Consider the following 23240-nt stretch of genomic DNA (forward strand, 5'->3'; position numbering starts at 1 on the left):
CACTCCCGCCGATCACTCGATTGTGGGATAGACGTTATCCCAGCATAACCATCAGCGAACGTGTGGATAGACTTTGCACATGGATGTGTTGACAACCCACGCCGAATTCCTCGACGTCAACTGCTACGCGGTGCGTGCCGAAGGTCGCAGCGACTGCATTCTCATCGACGCCGGATACGACTGCGCTCCGCGGCTGGAGAGCCTGCTGGCCGAGGCCGGACTGGTCCCGCAGGCGGTCTTCCTCACCCATGGTCACCCCGACCACATCCTGGGGCTGAACAATGTGCTCGCCCGCTGGAACGTGCCCGTCCACCTCGGCGGACCCGACCGGTACCGGCTGCAGGACCCGGCCTCGACGCTCAGCCCCCAGTTCGCACCGATGCTCGCCCCACTCGTCGAAGGATGGACGGCCCCCGAGGTCAGCGACCTCGCAGACGGGCAGAGCCTCGAGACGGCAGGACTGACCGTCACCGCCGTCTCCGCGCCCGGCCACACCGAGGGCTCGATGCTGCTGCGCGTCGTCGACGGAGACGAGGAGAACATCTTCACCGGCGATGTCGTCTTCGCCGGCGCGATCGGCCGCGTCGACCTGCCCGGGGGAGACGCCCAGGCGATGCAGGACTCGCTGCGGGCCTTCGCCACGCTGCCCGACGTCGCCATCTATCCTGGACACGGTCCCGCATCACGGGTCGGTCGAGAACTGGCTGCGAACCCTTTCCTCTGAGCCACCGTCGTCGGGACCGAACCGACCCGCGTCCGAACATCGACACCGGTGGCCGGGCCGCATGAAACAGCACCGCAACCGCACCGAAAGCAAGGAGCACCATGGCGAAGTCAGCCCGTCTGTCCGGATTCCCGGAACGACTCCCGGCCGAGCGCGTGATCGAGAAGGCCATCATCGACACCCTCGAACACACCTTCGCCCTGCATGGGTTCTCCGCGCTCAACCACCGTGCTGTCGAGCCGATCGCCCACCTGGCCAAGGACGGGGAGATCGACAAGGAGATCTTCGCGATCTCGCGCCTCCACTCCGACGGCACCGACCGCAACCCCCTGGGTCTGCACTTCGACCTCACGGTGCCCCTGGCCCGCTATGTCGCCGACAACGCCAATGAGCTCAGCTTCCCGTTCAAGGCCGCCCGCGTCCAGCCGGTCTGGCGCGGAGAACGACCCCAGGCCGGCCGCTACCGCGAATTCATCCAGGCCGACATCGACGTCATCGCCGACACCGAACTGCCACGGCACTTCGAAGTCGAGATCCCGCTGGCCGTCGCCGATGCCTTCAGTCGACTCGCACCCCTGGGGGTGCCCGGGATCAGGATCGTCGTCAACGACCGCCGTCTGCTCGAAGGCTTCGCCCGCGGCATCGGTCTGACCGACATCCAAGCGGTGCTGCGCTGCCTGGACAAGTACGACAAGATCGGGCCCGAGGAGGTCGCGAAGCTGCTGGCCGCCGAGGCCGGAGCCGATGAGACCCAGCAGCAGCTGTGTCTGAGACTCGCCGCCATCGAATCCGCCTCCCCGGACTTCGCCGACGAAGTGCGCGCCCTCGGCGTGGAGCACCCGCTGCTCGATGACGGCCTCGATTCGCTGACGACCCTGCTGCGGGCCGCCCACGAACGGGCCCCCGGCGTCGTCGTCGCTCAGCTCAAGATCGCCCGCGGGCTCGACTACTACACGGGAGCCGTCTACGAGACACAGCTGATCGGCTACGAGGACCTCGGCTCGGTGTCCTCCGGCGGTCGCTACGACTCGCTCGTGAGCGTGGGCAAGAAGAACTATCCGGGGGTGGGGATGTCCATCGGCGTCTCCCGACTCATGGCCTTCATCCTCGGCGAGGAATCCGGCATCCGCGCCACCCGCGGCACACCCTCGGCGGTGGTCGTGGCCGTGACCGAGGAATCCAGGCGCGGCGAGGCCGATGCCGTGGCCATGGCCCTGCGGGCCCGCGACATCCCCTGCGAGGTCTCACCGAGTGCCGCGAAGTTCGGCAAGCAGATCCGCTACGCCGAACGCCGCGACATCCCCTTCGTATGGTTCACCGACGGTGAGGCCGGTCACGAGGTCAAGGACATCCGCAGCGGCGAGCAGGCACCGGCCGACCCGGCCAGGTGGACCCCGGACGCCGACGACCTCTGGCCCCGCGTGTACAGGGCCTGATTCAGAAGCGACTATCATTGTTCAGGCGCTGACACATCAACATCAACAAGGAGCCCTAGGTGCTGCGAAGCCACGAAGCCGGAAGCCTGCGAGCCGAGAACGCAGGAGAAACCGTCACCCTCGCCGGGTGGGTCGATCGTCGTCGCGATCACGGAGGTGTGGCCTTCATCGATCTGCGTGACGCTTCGGGAATCGTGCAGGTCGTCGTCCGTGAGGACGATGCCCACCAGCTGCGCAACGAAACCGTGGTCAAGGCCACTGGCACCGTCTCCGTCCGCCCCGAGGGCAACACGAACCCGAACCTGCCCACCGGCGAGATCGAGGTCATCGACACCTCCGTCGAGGTGCTCTCGGAGGCGTCGGCCCTGCCGTTCCAGGTCTCCGACCATGCCGAGGACTCCGGCGCCGTGGGCGAGGAGACCCGTCTGCGCTACCGTTACCTCGACCTGCGCCGTTCGGGCCCGGCGAAGACGATGCGTCTGCGCTCGGAGGTCAACAAGGCCGCACGGTCGGTCCTCGATGCCCACGACTTCTCAGAGGTCGAGACCCCGACCCTGACGAAGTCGACTCCTGAAGGCGCCCGCGACTTCCTCGTCCCGGCCCGGCTCAAGCCCGGCTCCTGGTACGCCCTGCCCCAGTCCCCGCAGCTGTTCAAACAGCTGCTCCAGGTCGCGGGCATGGAACGCTACTACCAGATCGCTCGCTGCTACCGTGACGAGGACTTCCGCGCCGACCGCCAGCCCGAATTCACCCAGCTCGACATCGAGGCCTCGTTCGTCGAGCAGGAGGACATCATCGCCTTGGCCGAGGAGATCCTCACCGCGCTGTGGAAGCTGATCGGGCATGAGATCACGACTCCGATCCCGCACATCACCTACCACGAGGCCATGGAGAGATACGGGACGGACAAGCCGGACCTGCGCTTCGGACTCGAGCTGCACAACCTCACCGAATTCTTCGCCGACACCCCGTTCCGCGTCTTCCAGTCACCCTACGTCGGCTCCGTGGTCTACCCCGGCGGCGGATCGCTGCCGCGTCGTCAGCTCGACGGCTGGCAGGACTGGGCCAAACAGCGCGGCGCCAAGGGCCTGGCCTATGTGCTCGTGGGCGAGGACGGAACCCTGTCCGGGCCCGTGGCCAAGAACATCTCGGAGCAGGAGAAGGGCGGTCTCGTCGCCGCCGCCGGAGCGAACCCCGGTGATGCGATCTTCTTCGCCGCCGGCGAAGCGAACGACTCCCGCGCCCTCCTCGGCGCCGCCCGCAACGAGATCGCCGAACGCACCGGACTGATCAAGGACGGCGACTGGGCGTTCGTCTGGGTCGTCGACGCGCCCCTGTTCGAATCGGCCGCCGATGCGGAGGCCGCCGGTGACGTCGCCGTGGGTGAGGGCGCCTGGACGGCCGTCCACCACGCGTTCACCGCGCCCAAGCCCGAGTTCCTCGACACGCTCGAATCCGATCCCGGTTCGGCCCTGGCCTATGCCTACGACATCGTGTGCAACGGAAACGAGATCGGCGGCGGTTCGATCCGCATCCACCGCCGGGACGTCCAGGAGCGTGTGTTCAAGATCATGGGCATCACCGAAGAGGAGGCGACGGAGAAGTTCGGCTTCCTGCTCGAGGCCTTCAAGTTCGGCGCGCCCCCGCACGGCGGCATCGCCTTCGGCTGGGACCGCATCGTGTCCCTGCTCGCCGGTGTCAACTCGATCCGCGAAGTCATCGCCTTCCCGAAGTCCGGCGGCGGCTTCGATCCGCTGACCCAGGCCCCGGCCCCGATCACCGAGGCCCAGCGGGCCGAGGCCGGCGTCGACTTCGAACCGGAAGACGACCACGCCGAGGCCTGATGAGCCAGGAACCGAATCTGTTCTCCGACGGCCCGGACCAGCAATCGTCTGGTCCGGGCTTCACCGGTTCCTCCGGCGGCTCCTCCGGCCGGGCGCTCGACCCCCTGGCCGTGCGGATGCGTCCCCGCACGCTGACCGAGGTGGTCGGACAGGAGCATCTGACCTTCCCCGGATCTCCGCTGAGCCAGCTCGTCGAGGCCAGCGGGGGAGACCGCGCCGGCGCCTCCTCGGTGATCCTGTGGGGCCCGCCCGGGGTCGGGAAGACGACCTTGGCGCATGTGATCTCGCATGCTCCCGGACGCACCTTCGTCGAACTCTCCGCGATCACCGCAGGGGTCAAAGACGTCCGCCAGGTGATCGAGAACGCCCGCCGGGAGCGGGAGATGTACGGTCGGACGACGGTGCTCTTCCTCGATGAGATCCACCGCTTCTCCAAGGCCCAGCAGGACGCCCTGCTGCCGGCGGTAGAGAACCGCCTGGTCGTGCTCGTGGCCGCGACGACGGAGAACCCTTCGTTCTCCGTCATCTCCCCGCTGCTGTCGCGCTCGCTCATGCTCACCCTGCGTCCGCTCGACGATGCGGCGGTGGGCAGGCTGCTCGACCGGGCGATGGAATCCGAACGCGGACTGGCCGGGCAGTTCGTCCTCGCCGACGATGCCCGGGACTTCATCGTCCGCATCGCCGGAGCCGATGCGCGCCGGTCCCTGACCGTGCTCGAAGCCGCCGCCGGCATCGCCGCGGCCCAAGCCGCGACCGGGACGGCAGACGAGGACGGAAGGGTCGCCTCGGCGGACGGGGAGGGGCAGGCCGCCTCGGCGGGCGAGGACGAGGCCGAGGAGGACCGGACGATCCTCATCACCGCCGAGGCCTGCTCCGAGGCGAGCAGCGAAACCGTGCTGCGCTACGACCGGAACGGTGACCAGCACTACGACGTCGTCTCGGCCTTCATCAAATCCATCCGCGGCTCCGACGTCGACGCGGCCCTGCACTATCTGGCGCGGATGATCGTCGCCGGTGAGGACCCGCGGTTCATCGCCCGCCGCATCGTCATCTCCGCGGCCGAGGACATCGGCATGGCCGACCCGCAGGCGTTGCCCATCGCGGTCGCCGCCTCCACTGCCGTGCAGAACATCGGCATGCCCGAAGGGCGGATCCCGCTGGCCGAGGCGGTCACCTATCTGGCCCTGGCACCGAAGTCGAACGCCAGCTACCGGGCACTCGATGCCGCCATCGCCGATGTCAAGAACGGGCTGGCCGGGCAGGTGCCGACCCATCTGCGCGACGCCCACTATCCCGGCGCCAAGGAACTCGGCCACGGGCAGGGCTACAAGTACTCCCACGACTACCCGCACGGGGTGGCCGATCAGGAGTATCTGCCCGAGACGCTGCGGGGCAAGCGCTACTACACCCCGAGCACGAACGGCATGGAGCGGACGATGGCCGAACGGCTGGAGAACCTCCACCGCCTCCTGCGACCCTGAACACGCTGCCGCCCGGGATGTGCTGTCATCGCGGCCCGCGACGGAGTAGTTTTGACACAGACGAGGCGCCGGCCCGGGACCGGCCCGGACGCGGCCGAGCGAGGAGGACGGCATGGCAGACATCGTCATCACCATCGCTGCCGCCCTGGCGTTCGGGTTCCTCGCCCATGAAGTCCGCATCCCGCCCCTCGTCGGATTTCTGCCAGCCGGATTCTGCCTCCACCTCGTCGGATTCACCGCTTTCGACGGCCTCCAGGAGGTCTCTGACCTGGGCGTCGTGCTGCTGCTGTTCACCATCGGGCTGAAGTTCGATCTCCGCTCCCTGCTCCAACCCGAGGCCCACGGCACTGCGGCGCTGCACATGATCACGGTCGTCGCCCTCGGCGCCGGCACGATCGGTCTGGCCGCTGCGATCGGCATCGTCAGCGTCACCGGCGGCCTGGGCACGCTGGCCCTATTGGGCTTCGCACTGTCGTTCTCGTCCACCGTCCTCGTGGTCAAAGTCCTCGAGGACCGCTCGGACGACGGGTCCTACTACGGTCAGATCGCGATTGCGATCCTCGTCCTCCAGGATCTCGCGGCCGTCGCCTTCATCACGATCGCCGGAGAGGAGCCGCCGAGCCCGTGGGCCCTGGCCCTGGTTCTCCTCATCCCCGGAGTGTGGCTGCTGTCCCGGGTCCTCGACCGTGTCGGACGCGGCGAACTGCTCGTGCTCTTCGGCGTGGTCATGGCTTTGGGGCCGGGGTATGTCGCCTTCGAGGCCGTGGGCATCCACGGCGACCTTGGCGCCCTCGTGCTCGGATTGGCCTTCTCCACGCATCCGCGCGCGGTCGAGATGTCGAAATCGCTGTTCAGCGTCAAGGAGCTGTTCCTCGTCGGCTTCTTCGTCGTCATCGGCCTGCAGGCGGTTCCGACGTGGTCGGATCTGCTCATGGCCCTGACCCTGTGCGCGATCCTGCTGCCATTCAACTTCGTGAGCTTCTACCTCATGGGCCGGCTCTTCGGCCTGCGCAACCGCACGAGCGTGCGCAGCAGTCTGGCGCTGAGCAACTTCTCCGAATTCGCGCTCATCGTCGTCGCCGTCGGCATCGACAACGGCCTGTTCGAAGACGACTGGCTGACCATCACCGCTCTGGCGGTGGCACTGGGCATGATCATCTCCTCACTGGCCAACGCCTACAGTCTGCAGATCGTGGCGAAGCTGGACGCCGTTCTGCCGGATGAGAACGAGGCGCGTCTGCGGACGAAGGACCGACCGCTGGACACCGGCGAGGCAGAGGTCGTCGTGCTCGGCATGGGCCGGATCGGCCGCGGTGCCTAGAACGGTTCGTCGATCGCGGCGGCAGCAGCGTCATCGGCATCGACAACGACCTCAACGTCATCGGATCGCTGCGCCGCGATGGGTTCACCGTGCTCGAAGGCGACGCCACCGACCATGAGTTCTGGCACCGGCTCGTCGTCGGCGGCACCGCCCACACCGTGGTGCTGGACATGGCGCTGCACGACTCGAACACTTTCGCCCTCGAGCAGCTGCGCATCGCCGGGTTCCCCGGCACCATCGCCGCGGTGGTCCAACGCCCCGATCAGGCCGACCACTTCGCTCGGGTCGGAGTGCACGCGGTGATCAACATCTACAGCGGCTCCGGAGCGGCCGTGGCCGATGCCGCGATCGAGAGCCATGACCGGTGACCGGGCCAGAACGGGCGGCGGCCACGGGACACCGACGGCGGTGACCAGGACCGAGCGGCCGGCGGTGGGCCGAGGCGTCGGGAAGATCACAGTCGCGCCCGCACTGATCGGCTTTGCGGTGGGCGCCGTGCACCCGCTAGAATCGACTGCTGTTGTGCCTGCAGTCTAAAGGCGGTCGGTGCGAGCGGATCTCGACGCTCAATCCCTCTTTCCCACCCGGGGAAACAACTGTCGCGATCAGGGCGAGAACCGTGTGGCCGGTCGTGACGAATCACAGTGATGAAAGGTAATACAGTGCCAGCACCAGCACGTAATCGCCGGATGACGCGCGTCTCGCGCGCCCTCGGCATTGCTCTGACACCCAAGGCCGAGAAGTACTTCGAGCGTCGCCCGTATCCTCCAGGTGAGCACGGACGCGCCCGCCGTCGCAACGACAGCGACTACTCGGTCCGCCTCAAGGAGAAGCAGCGTCTGCGCGCGCAGTACGGCATCCGTGAGGCTCAGATGCTCAAGATCTACAAGGAAGCCAGCCGTCTTCCCGGTCTGACCGGTGAGACCATGGTCGAGCTCCTCGAATCGCGTCTCGACGCCCTCGTGCTGCGTGCCGGCTTCGCCCGCACCATGGCACAGGCCCGTCAGTTCGTCGTCCACCGTCACATCACGGTCGACGGACAGCGCGTGGACCGCCCCTCCTTCCGCGTGAAGGAAGGACAGACGATTCAGGTGCACGAGCGTTCGGCATCGATGGATCCGTTCCAGGTCGCCGCCGCCGGTGGCCACAAGGACGTTCTGCCGGCAGTGCCGGGCTACCTCAATGTGAACCTCGAGGGCCTGCAGGCCACCCTGCTGCGTGCCCCGAAGCGCGAAGAGGTGCCGGTCACTTGTGACGTTCAGCTCGTCGTCGAGTTCTACTCGCGCTGATCGCCTCCAGCTCAGGCTGATCGCCTGAGCGAACCGCGACGCGATATCACGACTGCCCGGGACCTTCGGTTCCGGGCAGTCGCTGATTCACAGCAGTTCCGCGCGAACGCAGCCGCCGCGCGGACCGGACGCGGCCTCGATCAAGACGGAGCGCGAATATCGAATGGCCCACGGGTCGACAGACGCGCTGCGCCTTGAACGAGAGGGGGAAGCCGGTGTCCGAAACGGGGCCGGGGCGGAGCCGGACCACCGGTGACGGCGGGTCGGGCGCGGCGGATCGGCTCCGGCCCGGAGCACGACCTCGCGCCGGGGCGGTGACGGCGCGCCGCCGCGCCTCGCATATTGCGGCTGAGCCATTAAACTAGTCCCTGGTAAGTGCGGGTACGCATGAGTGAGTGCGGGTACGCACGGACGATTCGTGAAAGGTCTTGGATTGAAGACGGCAGAGATCAAACAGCGCTGGTTGGACTACTTCGAAGCGAACGGGCACACCGTGGTCCCCTCGGCGTCGGTGATCAGCTCCGATCCGTCCATCCTGTTCAACATCGCCGGAATGGTGCAGTTCATTCCGTACCTCACCGGTCGTGAACCCGCTCCGTTCAACCGCGCCACCAGTGTCCAGAAGTGCGTGCGTACCGCCGATATCGAAGAGGTCGGCAAGACCACGCGTCACGGCACCTTCTTCCAGATGAATGGCAACTTCTCCTTCGGCGACTACTTCAAACGCGAGGCCATCCGCTTCGCCTGGGGGCTGCTGACCAACCCTGTCGCCGAAGGCGGGTTCGGCTTCGACCCCGAACTGCTGTGGGCGACCGTGCACGAGGACGATGCCGAGACGATCGATCTGTGGCTGGCAGAGACCTCGATCCCACGGCATCGGATCCAGCTGCGTGACAGCGAGGACAACTTCTGGCACACCGGCCAGCCCGGCCCCGGCGGCTACTGCTCGGAGATCTACTACGACCGCGGACCCGACTACGGAGTCGACGGCGGACCGGTCGCCGACGAGAACCGCTACATCGAGATCTGGAACCTCGTGTTCATGGAGTTCGAGCTCAGCGACGTCCGCTCGAAGGTCGACTTCGACATCGCCGGAGAGCTACCGGCGAAGAACATCGACACCGGCATGGGACTCGAACGTGTGGCCTTCCTGCTCCAGGGCGTGGAGAACATGTACGAGATCGACGAGGTGTTCCCCGTCATCGAGGCCGCCAGCCGACTGTCCGGGCGCGCCTACGGTGCCGACGAGGACGCCGATGTGCAGATGCGCGTCGTCGCCGACCACGTCCGCTCTGCGCTGATCATCATCGGCGACGGTGTCCGGCCCGGCAACGAAGGCCGCGGCTACATCCTCCGCCGCCTGCTCCGCCGCTCCGTGCGCGCGATGCGCCTGCTCGGGGTCAAGGACGAGGTCCTGCCCGAGCTGCTGCCGGTGTCCATGGAGGCGATGAAGCTGTCGTATCCCGAACTCGAAACGGAGTTCGACCGGATCTCGCGCGTGGCCTATGCGGAGGAGAAGGCGTTCCTGCGCACCCTCGAATCCGGCACGCAGCTGTTCGCGAATGCGGCCGATTCCCTGTCCGGATCCGAGAAGACCATCAGCGGCGACATCGCCTTCGCCCTCCACGACACGCACGGTTTCCCCATCGACCTGACCCTCGAGATGGCCGCCGAGGCGGGCCTGAACGTCGACGAGGCCGGCTTCCGCGAACTCATGGACCAGCAGCGCAGACGGGCGAAGGCCGATGCGAAGGCGAAGAAGGGCGGGGCCCATGCCGACCTGTCCGCGTACTCCGCTCTGCTCGATGAGGGCGCCAGCGAATTCGTCGGCTACGACCGGCTCGAATCCGATTCCCGCATCCGCGGCATCGTCTCCGACGGGGTCGCCACCGAAGTGCTCACGACCGGTCAGAGCGCCGATGTGGTCCTCGACCTCACTCCCTTCTACGCGGAATCCGGCGGGCAGAGAGCCGATGTCGGACTGATCTCCGGTCACGGCTTCACCGCCCGTGTCACCGACGTGCAGAACCCGGTCAAGGGGCTGCCCGCTCACCGCGTGGAGGTCATCGACGGTGAGATCCACGTCGGCGACGAGGTGCTGGCCGCCGTCGACCACGACCACCGCTTCCAGGGCGCCCAGGCCCACACGGCCACCCACCTCGTCCATGCGGCGCTGCGTGAGATCCTCGGCAGCCACGCCGTGCAGGCCGGTTCGCTCAACCAGCCCGGATACATGCGCTTCGACTACTCGTTCCCCGAGGCCCCGAGCACGCAGATGCGCGCCGAGATCGAAGAGGTCGCGAACCTCGCGGTGCGCTCGAACTACGAGGTCGGCACCGAATACCTGCCCTTCGACGAGGCCCGGAAATCCGGAGCCATAGCGCTGTTCGGCGAGAAGTACCCGAACATCGTGCGCGTCGTCGACATCGGCGGGCCCTTCTCCCGCGAACTGTGCGGCGGCACCCACGTCGGAGCCTCGGCCGAGGTCGGACCTATCTCCGTGCTCTCCGAGGCCTCGGTCGGCTCGGGTGTGCGCCGCATCGAAGCCGCCGTGGGGATGGACGCCTTCCGCTCCCTGGCCGCCGAACGCACCATCGTGTCCTCGCTGTCGGAGATGCTCAAGGTCCCCGGTCCCGATGTGACGTCCCGCGTGTCGGAGCTGATGAGCCGTCTCAAGGACGCGGAGAAAGAGATCTCCCGGCTCAACTCCCAGCAGCTGCTCGCCTCGGCGGGGAAGTTCCTCGACACCGCCGAGACCGTGGGTGCGACGCTGTTCGTCGTCGCCGAACTCGGAGAGGTCGCTGCCGGCGGAGACGTCCGCACGGTCGTCACGGACCTGCGCGCACGGGTCAACGATCGTCAGGCCGTGGTCCTCGGACTCGGGGTCAGCAACGGCAAACCCGTCGTCGTCATCGCCACCACCGAGGCGGCCCGCACCGCCGGACTCCAGGCCGGTCGGCTCGTGTCCCTGGCCTGCGGCGAGCTGGGCGGCGGAGGCGGCGGCAAGCCCGACCTCGCCCAGGGCGGCGGCAGCGACCCCGCAGCGATCCCGGCCGCCATCGCGGCCGTCAAGGCGGCCATCCAGTGAGTTTCCGCCGAGGCCGTCGCCTGGGCCTCGACATCGGCTCGGTGCGGATCGGGGTCGCGGCCAGCGACCCCGACGGCATCCTGGCCACTCCGCTGACCGTGGTCCGACGCAAGGACGAACCGGCGGCGCTGAAGCAGCTGCGCGAGATCGTCGCAGAGTACGAGCCGATCGAACTGCTCGTGGGGGACCCGAAGTCCCTCGACGGGGCCGCGCGCGCCGCGGCCACGGCGGCACTGGAATTCGCTCGCCGGATCGGCGCGGCCACCGGAACCCCGATCCGGCTGGTCGACGAACGGTTCACGACCGTCGAAGCCCACCACTCCCTGGCCGCGGCCGGGAAGTCCTCGCGTCAGCGGCGAGAGATCGTCGATGCCCAGGCGGCCGTGATCATCCTGCAGAACGCCCTCGAGTTCGAACACAACACCGGTGCCCCCGCCGGACGTGAGATGCCCGACGAGGAGAGTGAGCAATGAGCCCGTTCCCAGGCGAGTTCTCGGCAGACGAAGGCCTGACGCGATCGGAGATCCGCGCGAAGAAGCGGCGTCGGATGCTGCGCAGACGACGGACGACGACGATCGTGGTCATCTGCGTCCTCGTCTTCGGCTTCGGGGGCTTCTTCGGACTCAGGGCCGCCGGGGGAGTGTTCGACGACCTCTTCGGGCCCAAGGGCGACTACGAGGGGCAGGGCACCGAAGAGGTGTCGATCGAGATCGCGCCGGGGTCCTCGGCGCGAACCGTGGCCAACCAGCTGGTCGAGGAGGGCGTGATCATGAACTCCGAACCCTTCCTCGACGAAGTCGAACGCCGCGATGCGACCATTCAGGCGGGCACCTGGACGATGCGGAAGAAGATGAGTTCGGAGGCCGCGGTCGAAGCGCTCATCGACCCCATCGCGCCGCCGAAGATCACCGTCGCCGAGGGCAAACAGGTCGAAGAGATCAAATCGATCATGATCGAATCGGGGATGAGCGCCGACCAGGTCGACAAGGCCATCGACGACAAGACGCCGAAGGACTACGGACTCGACATCGATTCGCCGAGCCTCGAGGGGTTCCTCTACCCGGCGACCTACGACCTCAAGAAGTCGAAGACCGCCGAGGACATCGTCCAGGAGATGGTCGAGCGGACCGAGAACGAACTCGACGAGTTGGGCATCGACGATGAGGACGCCAACCGCGTGCTCACCCTCGCCAGCCTCGTGGAGAAGGAGTCCCCGGGCGACGAGGACGTGCGCAAGAAGGTCGCTCGCGTCTTCCTCAACCGCATCTCCGATGATTCGCGGACCGGGGGACTGCTGCAGTCCGACGCCACCGTGGCCTACATCCACGGTGCTCGCTCGGATCTGACGACGACGAAGAAGGAGCGGCAGTCGGACTCTCCGTACAACACATACAAGAAGAAGGGACTGCCTCCCGGACCGATCAACGCCCCGAGCGCGGGTGCGGTGAAGGCCGCACTCGACCCGACCGAGGGCGACTGGCAGTTCTTCGTGGCCACGAACCCGGACACGGGGGAGACGAAGTTCGCCGACACCTACGACGAGCACAAGAAGAACGTCGAGATCTACCGCAAGTGGCTCAAGGAGCACAGCGAGGACAGTGACGAGGAATGAGGGTCCTCGCCGCGGTGCTCGGACGCCCGATCGCCCACTCCCTGTCGCCGCTTCTGCACCGTTCGGCCTTCGCGGCCCTGCAGATGGACTCGAGCCGGTACTGCCGGTTCGACCTCGGCGCCGATGAGCTCGCCGCCTTCCTCGACGCCCATCCCCAACACACCGGCTTCTCATTGACCATGCCGCTCAAGGACCGTCTGGTCGCCCTGGCCGGCGAACGCGGGTGGATGCTCGAGGACACCGCCGAACTCACCGGTGCCGCGAACACGCTCGTGCGCACGGGACAGCAGGTGCAGGTGGCGAACACGGATGTGCGCGGGATCGTGCGCGCGATCGCCCCGCACCTTCCCGCCGGCACGGCAGCGGAGGGCTCCGGCCCGGCAGATGCGCACGCGACGATCCTCGGCGCCGGAGCCACGGCCGCCTCGGCGCTCGTGGCCTGCCGGGACCTGGGCATCGAACACGTCGACTTCCTCGTCCGCAATCCCGAGCGCGCCCGCCGCGTCCTCGACCTGGCCGAGCGGATCGGCATCACCGCCTCGGTCGCGGGACTCGATCGGATTCGCGAGTCGGCGATCGTCATCTCCACCCTGCCCGCCGAGGCGGGAGTGGCACCCCGCTGGGACCGGCCCTTCACCGCCGGCGGGGTCGCCCTCGACGTCGCCTACGCCCAGGACTCGGCGTTTCTGGCCGCTGCCGCCGCGCACGGACTGCATCCGGTCGACGGAACGGCGATGCTCGTCGAACAGGCCGTGGCCCAATCCGAGATGTTCCTCAGCGCCGCCCGGGCACCGGTCGGCCTCGAGGGAGCCGAGCTGCGGGAGCGGATCGCGGCGGCCATGTACGCCGCACTCGAACACCCGGGCCCGTCGTCCCAGGACTGAACGGAATCACGCAGTGGAGACCGGAGTGCTGCACGGGATGATCATCGGCCTCACGGTCCTCATCGCCCTGGCCACCGGACTCGTCGTCTCCCGCACGGCCGGGGCCTGGATCGCCGATTCCGCGCAGACGGCCGTGTTCGAACGAGCAGGGGCGGCCGCGCGGGTCCGCACCGTCGTCACCGGGATCGTCATCGCCGCCGTCGCCGCATGGTTCCTGCCCGTCGACACCGTGCTCAGCGGGGCAGCGGGCCGGGCGGAGGCCGCCTACCAGTCGGCCGCGGTCGGTGCCGTACCGGCGGTCAGCGAGTCCGTCGACCACCTCGCCGCGGCGCTCATCCTCGGTTCGGTCGCCGGCGTCACGCCCTTCCTCATCCGCGTCGACGTGCTCGTCCACCGGCTGCCGGACCGTCTCGTCTATCCGCTCATCGGGATCTGCTTCGCCGCGGCCGCACTCGCCTCGTTCCTCGGCTCCTCACTCGTATGGTCATCAGCCCTGATCATCGGCACCGTTGCCACACTGGCCTTCGCCGCGATCCACCTTCTCGGCCGCGTTTTGGGAGCACGCACGATGGGCCTCGGCGACGTCAAGCTCGCCTTCATCGTCTTCTCCACATCCGCTCTCTACCACCCCTGGGCTGCGGCCGTCGTGCTCGTGGTGATGATGGTCATCGCCGGGGTGTGGGCGCTCATCGGCGCGGTCCGGGCCCGCCGCCTGCACGGGGTGAACATCGCCTTCGGACCCGCGATGCTATCCGGAATGTGGCTGGGGTCCGTGCTCGCCCGATTCGTTTTGTAGAATCGGTGGAATGTTGAGATGGCTGACTGCAGGCGAATCCCACGGCGAGGCGCTGACCGGGATCATTGAGGGGCTTCCAGCCCATGTACCGATCACCAGGGACGACATTCGAGCGAGCCTGGCTCGCCGCCGGCTCGGCTACGGCCGAGGAGCACGAATGAAGTTCGAAGCCGACGAGGTGAGGCTCCTCGGCGGAGTCCGCCACGGCCGGACCCTGGGCTCACCCGTGGCCATCGAGGTGGGCAACACCGAATGGCCCAAATGGGAATCGGTCATGAGCCCGGACCCGGTCGACGAGGCCGAACTCGAAGGTCTGGCCCGCAATGCCCCGCTGACCCGGCCCCGCCCGGGACATGCCGATATCGTCGGCATGCAGAAGTACGACTTCGACGAGGCCCGCCCGGTGCTCGAACGCGCCTCGGCCCGCGAAACCGCGATGCGGGTGGCCTTGGGAACCGTGGCCGCGAAGTTCCTCGGCCAGCTCGGCATCGGTCTGGTCTCCCACACAGTGGCCATCGGCACAGCCGAACAGGACCGCGAGGCCGAACACCCGCTGCCGAGCGCAGCCGATGTGGCAGACCTCGACGCCGACCCCGTCCGCTGCTTCGACGCCGAGCTCTCGGCCGCGATGGTCGCCGAGATCGACACGGCGAAGAAGGCCGGGGACACCCTCGGCGGAGTCGTCGAGGTCCTCGCCTACGGCCTGCCGTCGGGACTCGGCTCCCATGTGCACTGGGACCGCCGACTCGACTCCCGGCTGGCCGGAGCCCTCATGGGCATCCAGGCCATCAAGGGCGTGGAGGTCGGCGACGGCTTCCAGACCGCGAAGCGACCCGGGTCGAGGGCCCACGACGAACTCGACGTCGGCCCCGACGGATTCCGACGCACGAGCAACCGCGCCGGCGGCACCGAGGGCGGAATGTCCACCGGCGGACCGCTGCGGGTGCGGGCAGGGATGAAGCCCATCGCCACGGTCCCGCGTGCCCTGTCCACCGTCGACGTGAGCACCGGGGAGGCCGCGAAGGCCAACCACCAGCGCTCCGACGTGTGCGCGGTCCCGGCCGCCGGCGTCGTCGCCGAGGCGATGGTCTCCCTCGTCCTCGCCGAAGCCGTGGTCGAGAAGTTCGGCGGCGATTCCGTGGCCGAGACGAAACGGAACCTGGACGCCTATGTCGCGGCCGTTCCGGAGAACCTCCGCATCGGACCATGAACCAGACCCCGATCCCGAAACCGGTTCCGCCGCTGGAACCGGTCCCCGCCGCGCTCTCGCGCATCGTGCTCTCCGGCCCGCCCGCGGCCGGGAAGTCCACGATCGGGCGGCTGCTGGCCGACCGCCTCGGGGTGCCGCTGATCGACACCGATGCCACCATCGTCGAACAGTACGGTGTGATCGCGGAGATCTTCGTCGAACGCGGTGAGGACTATTTCCGACGCATCGAACGCGAAGTCGTGCGCAAGGCGCTGCGGCGCCTGCTCGACCGACCGGGGATCGTGTCCCTGGGCGGGGGAGCGATCCTCAATCCCGGCACCCGAGCCCAGCTCAAGCACCCGGCGATCAAGGTCGTGCACATCGACATCGACGTCGAGACCGTCAGGCAGCGGATCAACGCTCCGCACCGGCCGCTGCTGCGCGGGGCCGGCACCGCGGTGGAGAACTGGCAGGCGCTCGTCGCCGAGCGCGAACCCCTGTACGAACAGGTCGCGACCTTCCGCGTGCAGGCCTCGAACTCTCCGCCGTCGACGGTGGTCAACCGCGTCGTCGACGTCCTCACCGGTCTGCAGAGGGCCGAGGAGTACGCGAAGTACGCCCACCTCGATGAGGGCGGCACCGAGCGTGGGCGGTGAGACCGGCCGGTCCACCGAGCATGGGCGTGTGGCGACCGCGGACCCCACAGGACTAGGGTGGCCGATGAGACTACGAACGATCAGGAAGACGGACGAATGAGCTTCACACGCATCAATGTCGACGCCGGAGGGACCTACCCGGTCCTCGTCGGGCACGGACTGCTGGGCGAACTGCCCGCACTGCTGGGCAACCGCGTCGAGAAGGTGCTCGTCATCCACCCCCGCGCCCTGCGCACGACCGGTGAGACTGTCCGGGACGACCTCTCGGCAGCCGGGCTCGACGCCGTGGCCGCTGAGATCCCCGACGCGGAGGAGGCCAAGCACGTCCAGGTCGCGGCCTTCTGCTGGCAGGTGCTCGGACAGTCCGACTTCACCCGCACCGATGCCATCGTGACCGTCGGCGGGGGAGCCGTGAGCGACCTCGGCGGCTTCGTCGCCGCCACCTGGCTGCGCGGGATCAGGGTCGTCCACATCCCCACCACCGTCCTGGGTATGGTCGATGCCGCCGTCGGCGGCAAGACCGGCATCAACACCGCCGAAGGCAAGAACCTCGTCGGGTCCTTCCACGCCCCGGCCGGGGTCCTCGTCGACCTCGACACGCTGGGCACCCTGCCGGAGCACGAACTCTTCACCGGCCTCGCCGAGGTCGTCAAGACCGGTTTCATCGCCGATTCCGCCATTCTCGATCTCGTCGCCGCCCATACGAAGGACGAGATCGGCGCCGTCGACGGCCCCGTGCTCAGAGAACTCATCGAACGCTCCATCCGAGTCAAGGCCGAAGTCGTGTCCGAGGACTTCGAGGAATCCGGCCGCCGCGAGGTCCTCAACTACGGGCACACGCTGGCCCACGCGATCGAGCACAAGGAGCGCTACCAGTGGCGCCACGGTGCCGCCGTGTCCGTGGGCATGGTCTTCGCCGCCGAGGTGGCCGCCATGGTCAAGAACCTGCCCGAGGAGACCGTCGACCTGCACCGTCGGCTGCTCGGCAAGCTCGGCCTGCCCACCGGCTACCGGTCGGATGTGTGGCCGCAGCTGCTGGAGACGATGAAGCGGGACAAGAAGGCCCGCGGGTCGATGCTGCGGATGGTGCTGCTGACCGATATCGGTCAGCCGAGCACCGTCGAGATCCCCGATGCCTCGATCCTGCACACCGCCTATCAGGAGGTCGGCGAGACCTCACCGACGGTGGCTCTGCCCACCGAGCTCGGCTGAGCCGGTGCCCGCTCGGATGGAAGCAGAGGTCCGGGCTTGTTAGAATTGCCCAGTGGCGCTCCCGTGTGCCCACCGCTCGGGCACGGGACGAGCGCCCGCCGACTGCGATCACCCGTCGGTGATCATGACTGAAGCGAAGAAGGACGGATTAGTGGCGACAACCAACGACCTGAAGAACGGCCTCGTGCTCAACCTCGACAAGCAGCTGTGGCAGGTGCTGGAGTTCCAGCACGTCAAGCCCGGCAAGGGGCCGGCGTTCGTTCGCACCAAGCTCAAGAACGTCATCTCCGGCAAGATCATCGACAAGACCTTCAACGCCGGCACCAAGGTCGAGACCGCCAACGTCGATCGTCGCGACATGCAGTACCTCTACCATGACGGCACCGACTACGTGTTCATGGACAACGAGGACTTCGAGCAGGTCAGCATCTCCGCCGAACTCGTCGGCGACGCCGCGAACTACATGCTCGAGAACCAGCAGCTGCAGGTCTCCTTCCACGAGGGCACCCCGCTGTCCGTGGACCTGCCGCCCTCGGTCGAACTGACCATCACCCACACCGAACCCGGACTCCAGGGCGACCGTTCGACCGGCGGATCGAAGCCGGCGACGCTCGAGACCGGTTATGAGATCCAGGTGCCGCTGTTCCTCGAAGAGGGCACCGCGGTCAAGGTCGACACTCGCAGCGGCGACTACCTCGGACGCGTCAAGTAAGTGGCCTCGGCACGCACCCGAGCCCGCCGCAGGGCTCTCGAGCTGCTCTTCGAAGCCGGGCAGCGCCGACTGGCCATGGACGAACTGGTGGCCATGCGGTCGAACGATCCCGACTACCCGATGAAGGAGTACGCGGTCGAGATCGTCTCCGGCATCACCGAACGGCAGTCGGAGATCGACGAGATCATCTCCACCTACGCGCAGGGCTGGACCCTGGATCGGATGCCCGCCGTCGACCGGTCTCTGCTCGAGATCGGCACCTGGGAGATCCTGTTCAACGACGATGTGCCCGACAAGGTCGCCATCGACGAGGCCGTGTCCCTGGCCCGCCAGTTCTCCACCGATGACTCGCCCGGCTTCATCTCGGGTCTGCTCTCACGCATCCTCGACGTCAAACCGACGCTCATCTGAACCGGCGGGTCCGCAGTTCGGACCCGCCGACCGGTGCGCTCCGCGCCGGGTCTACAATCGAATCGCACCGCTCCTTTAACCACCGTCCGGAGAGGCGGAGAAGGGCAATCATGACACAGCGAACAGTGCTGGACGCTCCCGACATCTCGAGGGCGATCACCCGCATCGCGCACGAGATCCTCGAATCCAACAAGGGCAGCGACGACCTCATCCTCCTCGGCATCCCGCGCCGCGGAGTCCCCTTGGCCGACCGGCTCGCCGAGGCTATCGCCACGATCGAGGGCCGGGCAGAGGCGGCGAGCGAACTCGCCGGCGGCCTCGACATCACCATGTACCGTGACGATCTGCGCGGCGGCTCCTACCGTGCCCCCGAACCCACGCGGATCCCGGCCGCCGGCATCGATGCGAAGACAGTCGTCCTCGTCGACGATGTGCTCTTCTCCGGCCGCACCATCCGGGCCGGACTCGATGCCCTCTCCGACGTCGGCCGCCCCGCCAGGGTCCGCCTCGCCGTCCTCGTCGACCGCGGCCACCGCGATCTGCCGATCCGCGCCGATCACGTAGGCAAGAACCTCCCGACGTCGAGCAGCGAACGCGTCAACGTCAGCCTGGCCGAGATCGACGGCAGCGATGCGGTGACCATCTCGGGAGGCCGCGAATGAAGCATCTGCTCGACACCGGCTCGCTGACCCGGGCCGAGGCCATCGGCATCCTCGACATCGCCGAGGAGATGACCCTCGTGTCCGAACGCGAAGTCAAGAAGCTGCCCGTGCTGCGCGGACGCACCGTGGTCAACCTCTTCTTTGAGGACTCCACCCGCACCCGCCTGTCGTTCGAAGCCGCCGCCAAACGCCTCTCGGCCGATGTGCTCAACTTCTCCGCCAAGGGCTCCTCGGTGTCGAAAGGCGAGAGCCTGCAGGACACCATCCAGACGATCTCGGCGATGGGCGCCGACGCCATCGTCGTCCGCCACTCCGGGGCCGGGACCGCGCACCGGCTCGCCCACACCGGCTGGATCGACGTTCCCGTCGTCAACGCCGGCGACGGCACCCACGAACACCCCACGCAGGCGCTGCTCGACGCCTTCACCCTGCGTCGGGCACTGGCCGGGGTGCCCGCCTCGGGGCCGGTGACCGACGGTCCCCGCGGTCAGGGCCTCGACGGGGCCAAGGTCGCCATCGTCGGAGACGTCCTGCACTCGCGGGTGGCGCGGTCGAACGTCCACCTGCTGTCGGGCCTCGGCGCCGATCTCCACCTCATCGCCCCGGCCACCCTGCTGCCCTGGGGAGTGGAGAACTGGCCGGTGACCGTCCACTACGACCTCGATGCCGCGCTGAGCGCCGAGGACTTCGCGGCCGTGATGATGCTGCGCGTCCAGCACGAGCGCATGCACGAATCCTTCTTCCCCAACGCCCGCGAATACGCCCGCCTGTGGGGACTGAGCGCGGCCCGGCTGGAGAAGCTGCCGGCCGAGACATTCATCATGCACCCGGGACCGATGAACCGGGGCTTCGAGATCTCCGCTGCCGCAGCGGATTCACCCCGCGCCCTCGTGCTCAACCAGGTCGAGAACGGGGTGAGCGTGCGCATGGCGGTCCTCTACCGTCTGCTGACCGGTCAGGAGGAGACCAATGACTGATTACCTCATCCGCGGAGCCGATGTGCTCGGACGCGGAGTCGCCGACATCGGCGTCCACCACGGCCGCATCGTCGACCCCGAACTCCTCGCCGCGGGCGAGACCGAGGTCGTCGACGCAGCGGGGCTCGTGGCGCTGCCGGGACTGGTGGATATGCACACCCACCTGCGCGAACCGGGCAAGGAGGACGCGGAGACCGTCCTCACCGGATCCCGGGCGGCCGCGGCCGGCGGCTACACCTGCGTGCACGCCATGGCCAACACCGCACCGGTGGCCGACACCGCAGGCGTCGTCGAGCAGGTCCACCGTCTGGGTCGGACGGCCGGTTTCACCGAGGTCGTGCCCGTCGGGGCGGTCACCACCGGACTCGAGGGCCGGCAGCTGGCCGAACTCGGGGCCATGGCCCGGTCCGAGGCGCGGGTGCGGATGTTCTCCGACGACGGCATCTGCGTCTCGGATCCGCTCCTCATGCGTCGGGCGCTCGAATACGTCAAGACCTTCGACGGGATCATCGCCCAGCATGCCCAGGAACCCCGCCTGACCGAAGGCGCGCAGATGAACGAGGGCACGGTCTCGGCCGAACTCGGACTGCCCGGCTGGCCGGCGGTGGCCGAGGAATCGATCATCGCCCGGGATGTGCTCCTGGCCGAACACGTCGGTTCCCGACTGCACATCTGCCATGTGTCCACGGCCTGCAGCGTCGATCTCATCCGCTGGGCCAAGGCCAGGGGAGTGGCCGTGACCGCCGAGGTGACCCCGCACCATCTCATGCTCACCGACGAACTCGTCCGCAGCTTCGACCCCGTGTACAAGGTGAATCCGCCGCTGCGCACGGATGCCGATGTGCAGGCGCTGCGGGTCGGCCTGGCCGACGGCACGATCGACGTCGTCGGCACCGACCACGCCCCGCACACCGCCGAGCACAAGTGCAGCGAATGGACCGCGGCGGCCATGGGCATGGTCGGGATGGAATCGGCACTGCCCATCGTCGTCCGGGCGATGGCCGATCACGACTTCGACTTCGGTGACCTCGCCCGCGTCATGTCGGCGGCCCCGGCCCGGATCACCGGTGCCTCGGGACACGGCAGCCTCGAGATCGGAGCGAGTGCGAACATCACCCTCGTCGACCCGACGGCCGCGCACACCATCGCACCGGCCGACCACGCCACGAAGGGGCGCAACAACCCCTTCGCCGGCATCGACGTGACCGCGAAGGTCACCGACACCTTCTTCTACGGCCACCGGGTACTGGCCGCAGGGGCACTGACCACACCCCACCCGGCAGGAGCAACATGGACAGATCAATAGGCACCCTCATCGTCGCACTCGTCATCGTCCTCGTGATCGTGGCGATCGCCTGGGGATGGAGCCGACGCAAACGATCCCAGGCCGATGTCGTCACTCCGCCGAAGCCGCATCTGGGGATCACCCCGGTGGCCGATCCCGTCGAAGGCTCCTATGTGTCGACGACGAAGGCCGGCCACCCGCTCGAGCGCGTCGCCGTGCACGGCCTGGGCATCCGCACCACCGGTGAACTCGTCATCACCGACGGGGGAGTGATCATGGACCTGGCCGGACGCGAGGACTTCCTCATCCCGCGTCGTGACATCGTCTCCGTGGACACCACCTCGGGGATGATCGGGAAATTCGTCGAACGCGGCGGAATCGTGCGCATCACCTGGCGCCTGGGCGACACTCTCGTCGACACCGGCTTCCGCGCCCGCTACGGGGCCTCCACGGCCCCCACCGTCGACCGCATCCGTGAAATGATCGAAGAGGCACAATGAGTTTTTCCACCACCCCCGCCGTCCTCGTGTTCGAAGACGGCCGCACCTTCCACGGCTCCGCCTACGGCAGCGTCGGCCAGACCACCGGCGAAGCCGTGTTCGTCACCGCCATGTCCGGCTACCAGGAGACGCTGACCGATCCGTCCTACCACCGCCAGGTCGTCATCCAGGCCGCCCCGCACATCGGCAACACCGGAATCAACCGCACCGATGACGAATCGGCCCGGATCTGGGCTGCCGGATACGTCGTCCGCGACGCCTCTCGGATGTCGTCGAACTGGCGCGCCGAGGGCGACCTCGTCGACTGGCTGGTCGAATCGGGAATCGTCGGCATCAGCGACGTCGACACCCGAGCGCTGACCAGACACCTGCGCGAGGCGGGCTCCATGCGCGTGGGCATCTTCTCCGGACCCGCCGCCGAGGCTCCCGAGGCGGAGCTGCTGGCCCGTGTTCAGGCCTCCCCGCAGATGGCCGGGGCCAAGCTCGTCGATGAGGTCTCGATCACCGAACCGCAGCTCATCCCCGCCACAGGGCAGAAGCGGTTCAGCGTCGCCGCCGTCGACCTCGGCATCAAATCGATGACTCCGCAGCGTCTGACCGAACGCGGCATCGACGTCCACCTCGTGCCCGCGTCGACCACCTTCGCCGAGATCGAGGCGATGAACGTCGACGGAGTGTTCTTCTCCAACGGCCCCGGCGACCCCGCCACGGCCGATGACCAGGTCGAACTGCTGCGAGCCGTCCTCGACGCGCGTCTTCCCTTCTTCGGCATCTGCTTTGGCAATCAGCTGCTGGGCCGGGCGCTGGGCTTCGGCACCTTCAAGCTGCCCTTCGGCCACCGCGGCATCAACGTGCCCGTGATGGACAGGACGACTCAGAAGGTCGAGATCACCTCGCAGAACCACGGCTTCGCCGTCGACGCCCCGCTCGAGGGCGAGACGACCGCGCCGTTCAAGGCCGACTACGGTCGTGTCGTCGTCTCCCACGTGTGCCTCAACGACGATGTCGTCGAGGGTCTGGCCTGCCTCGACATCCCGGCCTTCTCCGTCCAGTTCCACCCCGAGGCCGCGGCCGGCCCGCACGATTCGAGCTATCTGTTCGATCGCTTCATCGACCTCATGTCCGCTTCCCGGGCCGACCAGGCCGCCCAGGCCTAAGGAG

Annotated in this window: 22 protein-coding genes; all 22 read left to right on the top strand. The window is 67.9% G+C overall.

Annotated features, from left to right (window positions below):
- Positions 1 to 79: 79 nt before the first annotated feature.
- The 22 genes from IG171_RS05985 (at position 80) to carA (ending at position 23236) form a co-directional block, all read left to right on the top strand.
- Positions 80 to 724, top strand: a complete 645-nt coding sequence (locus IG171_RS05985) for an MBL fold metallo-hydrolase (protein WP_212130576.1) — start codon at positions 80 to 82, stop codon at positions 722 to 724.
- 101 nt (positions 725 to 825) lie between these two features.
- The gene (gene hisS, locus IG171_RS05990) at positions 826 to 2160 is read left to right on the top strand and encodes a histidine--tRNA ligase (RefSeq protein ID WP_212130577.1); all 1335 of its coding nucleotides are present in this window, start codon (positions 826 to 828) and stop codon (positions 2158 to 2160) included.
- Positions 2161 to 2219: 59 nt separating this feature from the next.
- Complete coding sequence (aspS, locus tag IG171_RS05995) at positions 2220 to 4004, top strand: aspartate--tRNA ligase (protein ID WP_212130578.1); 1785 nt, start codon at positions 2220 to 2222, stop codon at positions 4002 to 4004.
- Complete coding sequence (locus IG171_RS06000) at positions 4004 to 5485, top strand: replication-associated recombination protein A (protein ID WP_212130579.1); 1482 nt, start codon at positions 4004 to 4006, stop codon at positions 5483 to 5485. Before aspS ends, IG171_RS06000 begins: the two co-directional genes overlap by 1 nt.
- A 112-nt stretch (positions 5486 to 5597) precedes the next feature.
- Positions 5598 to 6806: a cation:proton antiporter gene (locus IG171_RS06005; protein WP_212130580.1), complete on the top strand. Its 1209-nt coding sequence runs from the start codon at positions 5598 to 5600 to the stop codon at positions 6804 to 6806.
- A 59-nt stretch (positions 6807 to 6865) separates the two neighbouring features.
- Positions 6866 to 7174 (top strand): NAD-binding protein, encoded by a 309-nt coding sequence (locus tag IG171_RS06010; protein WP_249204312.1) that lies wholly within the window; start codon positions 6866 to 6868, stop codon positions 7172 to 7174.
- A gap of 321 nt (positions 7175 to 7495) precedes the next feature.
- Positions 7496 to 8095, top strand: coding sequence for a 30S ribosomal protein S4 (gene rpsD, locus IG171_RS06015; protein ID WP_212130581.1), 600 nt, complete (start codon positions 7496 to 7498; stop codon positions 8093 to 8095).
- 433 nt (positions 8096 to 8528) lie between these two features.
- The gene (alaS, locus tag IG171_RS06020; protein ID WP_212130582.1) at positions 8529 to 11183 is read left to right on the top strand and encodes an alanine--tRNA ligase; all 2655 of its coding nucleotides are present in this window, start codon (positions 8529 to 8531) and stop codon (positions 11181 to 11183) included.
- Entirely contained in the window at positions 11180 to 11656 is a 477-nt protein-coding gene (gene ruvX / locus IG171_RS06025; protein WP_212130583.1) for a Holliday junction resolvase RuvX, read from the top strand. Before alaS ends, ruvX begins: the two co-directional genes overlap by 4 nt.
- Entirely contained in the window at positions 11653 to 12795 is a 1143-nt protein-coding gene (gene mltG, locus IG171_RS06030; protein WP_212130584.1) for an endolytic transglycosylase MltG, read from the top strand. Before ruvX ends, mltG begins: the two co-directional genes overlap by 4 nt.
- Positions 12792 to 13679 (top strand): shikimate dehydrogenase, encoded by an 888-nt coding sequence (locus tag IG171_RS06035; protein ID WP_212130586.1) that lies wholly within the window; start codon positions 12792 to 12794, stop codon positions 13677 to 13679. The genes mltG and IG171_RS06035 overlap by 4 nt, the downstream gene beginning before the upstream one ends.
- A 13-nt stretch (positions 13680 to 13692) precedes the next feature.
- Complete coding sequence (locus IG171_RS06040; RefSeq protein WP_212130587.1) at positions 13693 to 14475, top strand: hypothetical protein; 783 nt, start codon at positions 13693 to 13695, stop codon at positions 14473 to 14475.
- 10 nt (positions 14476 to 14485) lie between these two features.
- Complete coding sequence (aroC, locus tag IG171_RS06045; protein WP_212130589.1) at positions 14486 to 15685, top strand: chorismate synthase; 1200 nt, start codon at positions 14486 to 14488, stop codon at positions 15683 to 15685.
- A complete protein-coding gene (locus IG171_RS06050; RefSeq protein WP_212130591.1) occupies positions 15682 to 16320 on the top strand; it encodes a shikimate kinase in 639 nt (212 codons plus the stop codon). Before aroC ends, IG171_RS06050 begins: the two co-directional genes overlap by 4 nt.
- A 96-nt stretch (positions 16321 to 16416) precedes the next feature.
- Positions 16417 to 17532: a 3-dehydroquinate synthase gene (gene aroB / locus IG171_RS06055; RefSeq protein ID WP_212131560.1), complete on the top strand. Its 1116-nt coding sequence runs from the start codon at positions 16417 to 16419 to the stop codon at positions 17530 to 17532.
- Between the two features lie 151 nt (positions 17533 to 17683).
- On the top strand, positions 17684 to 18244 hold the full coding sequence (gene efp / locus IG171_RS06060; RefSeq protein WP_212130593.1) for an elongation factor P: 561 nt from the start codon (positions 17684 to 17686) through the stop codon (positions 18242 to 18244).
- Positions 18245 to 18655, top strand: coding sequence for a transcription antitermination factor NusB (nusB, locus tag IG171_RS06065; protein WP_212130595.1), 411 nt, complete (start codon positions 18245 to 18247; stop codon positions 18653 to 18655).
- 110 nt (positions 18656 to 18765) lie between these two features.
- Entirely contained in the window at positions 18766 to 19317 is a 552-nt protein-coding gene (pyrR, locus tag IG171_RS06070) for a bifunctional pyr operon transcriptional regulator/uracil phosphoribosyltransferase PyrR (RefSeq protein WP_212130597.1), read from the top strand.
- A complete protein-coding gene (locus IG171_RS06075) occupies positions 19314 to 20294 on the top strand; it encodes an aspartate carbamoyltransferase catalytic subunit (protein WP_212130599.1) in 981 nt (326 codons plus the stop codon). Before pyrR ends, IG171_RS06075 begins: the two co-directional genes overlap by 4 nt.
- Entirely contained in the window at positions 20287 to 21600 is a 1314-nt protein-coding gene (locus IG171_RS06080; RefSeq protein ID WP_212130601.1) for a dihydroorotase, read from the top strand. Before IG171_RS06075 ends, IG171_RS06080 begins: the two co-directional genes overlap by 8 nt.
- Positions 21585 to 22079: a hypothetical protein gene (locus IG171_RS06085; protein ID WP_212130603.1), complete on the top strand. Its 495-nt coding sequence runs from the start codon at positions 21585 to 21587 to the stop codon at positions 22077 to 22079. Before IG171_RS06080 ends, IG171_RS06085 begins: the two co-directional genes overlap by 16 nt.
- Positions 22076 to 23236, top strand: a complete 1161-nt coding sequence (gene carA / locus IG171_RS06090; protein WP_212130604.1) for a glutamine-hydrolyzing carbamoyl-phosphate synthase small subunit — start codon at positions 22076 to 22078, stop codon at positions 23234 to 23236. Before IG171_RS06085 ends, carA begins: the two co-directional genes overlap by 4 nt.
- The last annotated feature ends 4 nt before the right edge of the window (positions 23237 to 23240 follow it).

The sequence above is a fragment of the Brevibacterium sp. SMBL_HHYL_HB1 genome (assembly GCF_018208375.1).
Classification (GTDB): Bacteria; Actinomycetota; Actinomycetes; order Actinomycetales; family Brevibacteriaceae; genus Brevibacterium; species Brevibacterium intestinavium.

Bases quoted from the DNA above. Each gene is read 5' to 3' on its own strand.
- IG171_RS05985 (WP_212130576.1), top strand. From the start codon at position 80: ATGGATGTGTTGACAACCCACGCCGAATTCCTCGACGTCAACTGCTAC.
- hisS (WP_212130577.1), top strand. From the start codon at position 826: ATGGCGAAGTCAGCCCGTCTGTCCGGATTCCCGGAACGACTCCCGGCC.
- IG171_RS06000 (WP_212130579.1), top strand. From the start codon at position 4,004: ATGAGCCAGGAACCGAATCTGTTCTCCGACGGCCCGGACCAGCAATCG.
- IG171_RS06005 (WP_212130580.1), top strand. From the start codon at position 5,598: ATGGCAGACATCGTCATCACCATCGCTGCCGCCCTGGCGTTCGGGTTC.
- rpsD (WP_212130581.1), top strand. From the start codon at position 7,496: ATGACGCGCGTCTCGCGCGCCCTCGGCATTGCTCTGACACCCAAGGCC.
- mltG (WP_212130584.1), top strand. From the start codon at position 11,653: ATGAGCCCGTTCCCAGGCGAGTTCTCGGCAGACGAAGGCCTGACGCGA.
- IG171_RS06035 (WP_212130586.1), top strand. From the start codon at position 12,792: ATGAGGGTCCTCGCCGCGGTGCTCGGACGCCCGATCGCCCACTCCCTG.
- aroC (WP_212130589.1), top strand. From the start codon at position 14,486: ATGTTGAGATGGCTGACTGCAGGCGAATCCCACGGCGAGGCGCTGACC.
- IG171_RS06050 (WP_212130591.1), top strand. From the start codon at position 15,682: ATGAACCAGACCCCGATCCCGAAACCGGTTCCGCCGCTGGAACCGGTC.
- aroB (WP_212131560.1), top strand. From the start codon at position 16,417: ATGAGCTTCACACGCATCAATGTCGACGCCGGAGGGACCTACCCGGTC.
- pyrR (WP_212130597.1), top strand. From the start codon at position 18,766: ATGACACAGCGAACAGTGCTGGACGCTCCCGACATCTCGAGGGCGATC.
- IG171_RS06075 (WP_212130599.1), top strand. From the start codon at position 19,314: ATGAAGCATCTGCTCGACACCGGCTCGCTGACCCGGGCCGAGGCCATC.
- IG171_RS06080 (WP_212130601.1), top strand. From the start codon at position 20,287: ATGACTGATTACCTCATCCGCGGAGCCGATGTGCTCGGACGCGGAGTC.
- IG171_RS06085 (WP_212130603.1), top strand. From the start codon at position 21,585: ATGGACAGATCAATAGGCACCCTCATCGTCGCACTCGTCATCGTCCTC.
- carA (WP_212130604.1), top strand. From the start codon at position 22,076: ATGAGTTTTTCCACCACCCCCGCCGTCCTCGTGTTCGAAGACGGCCGC.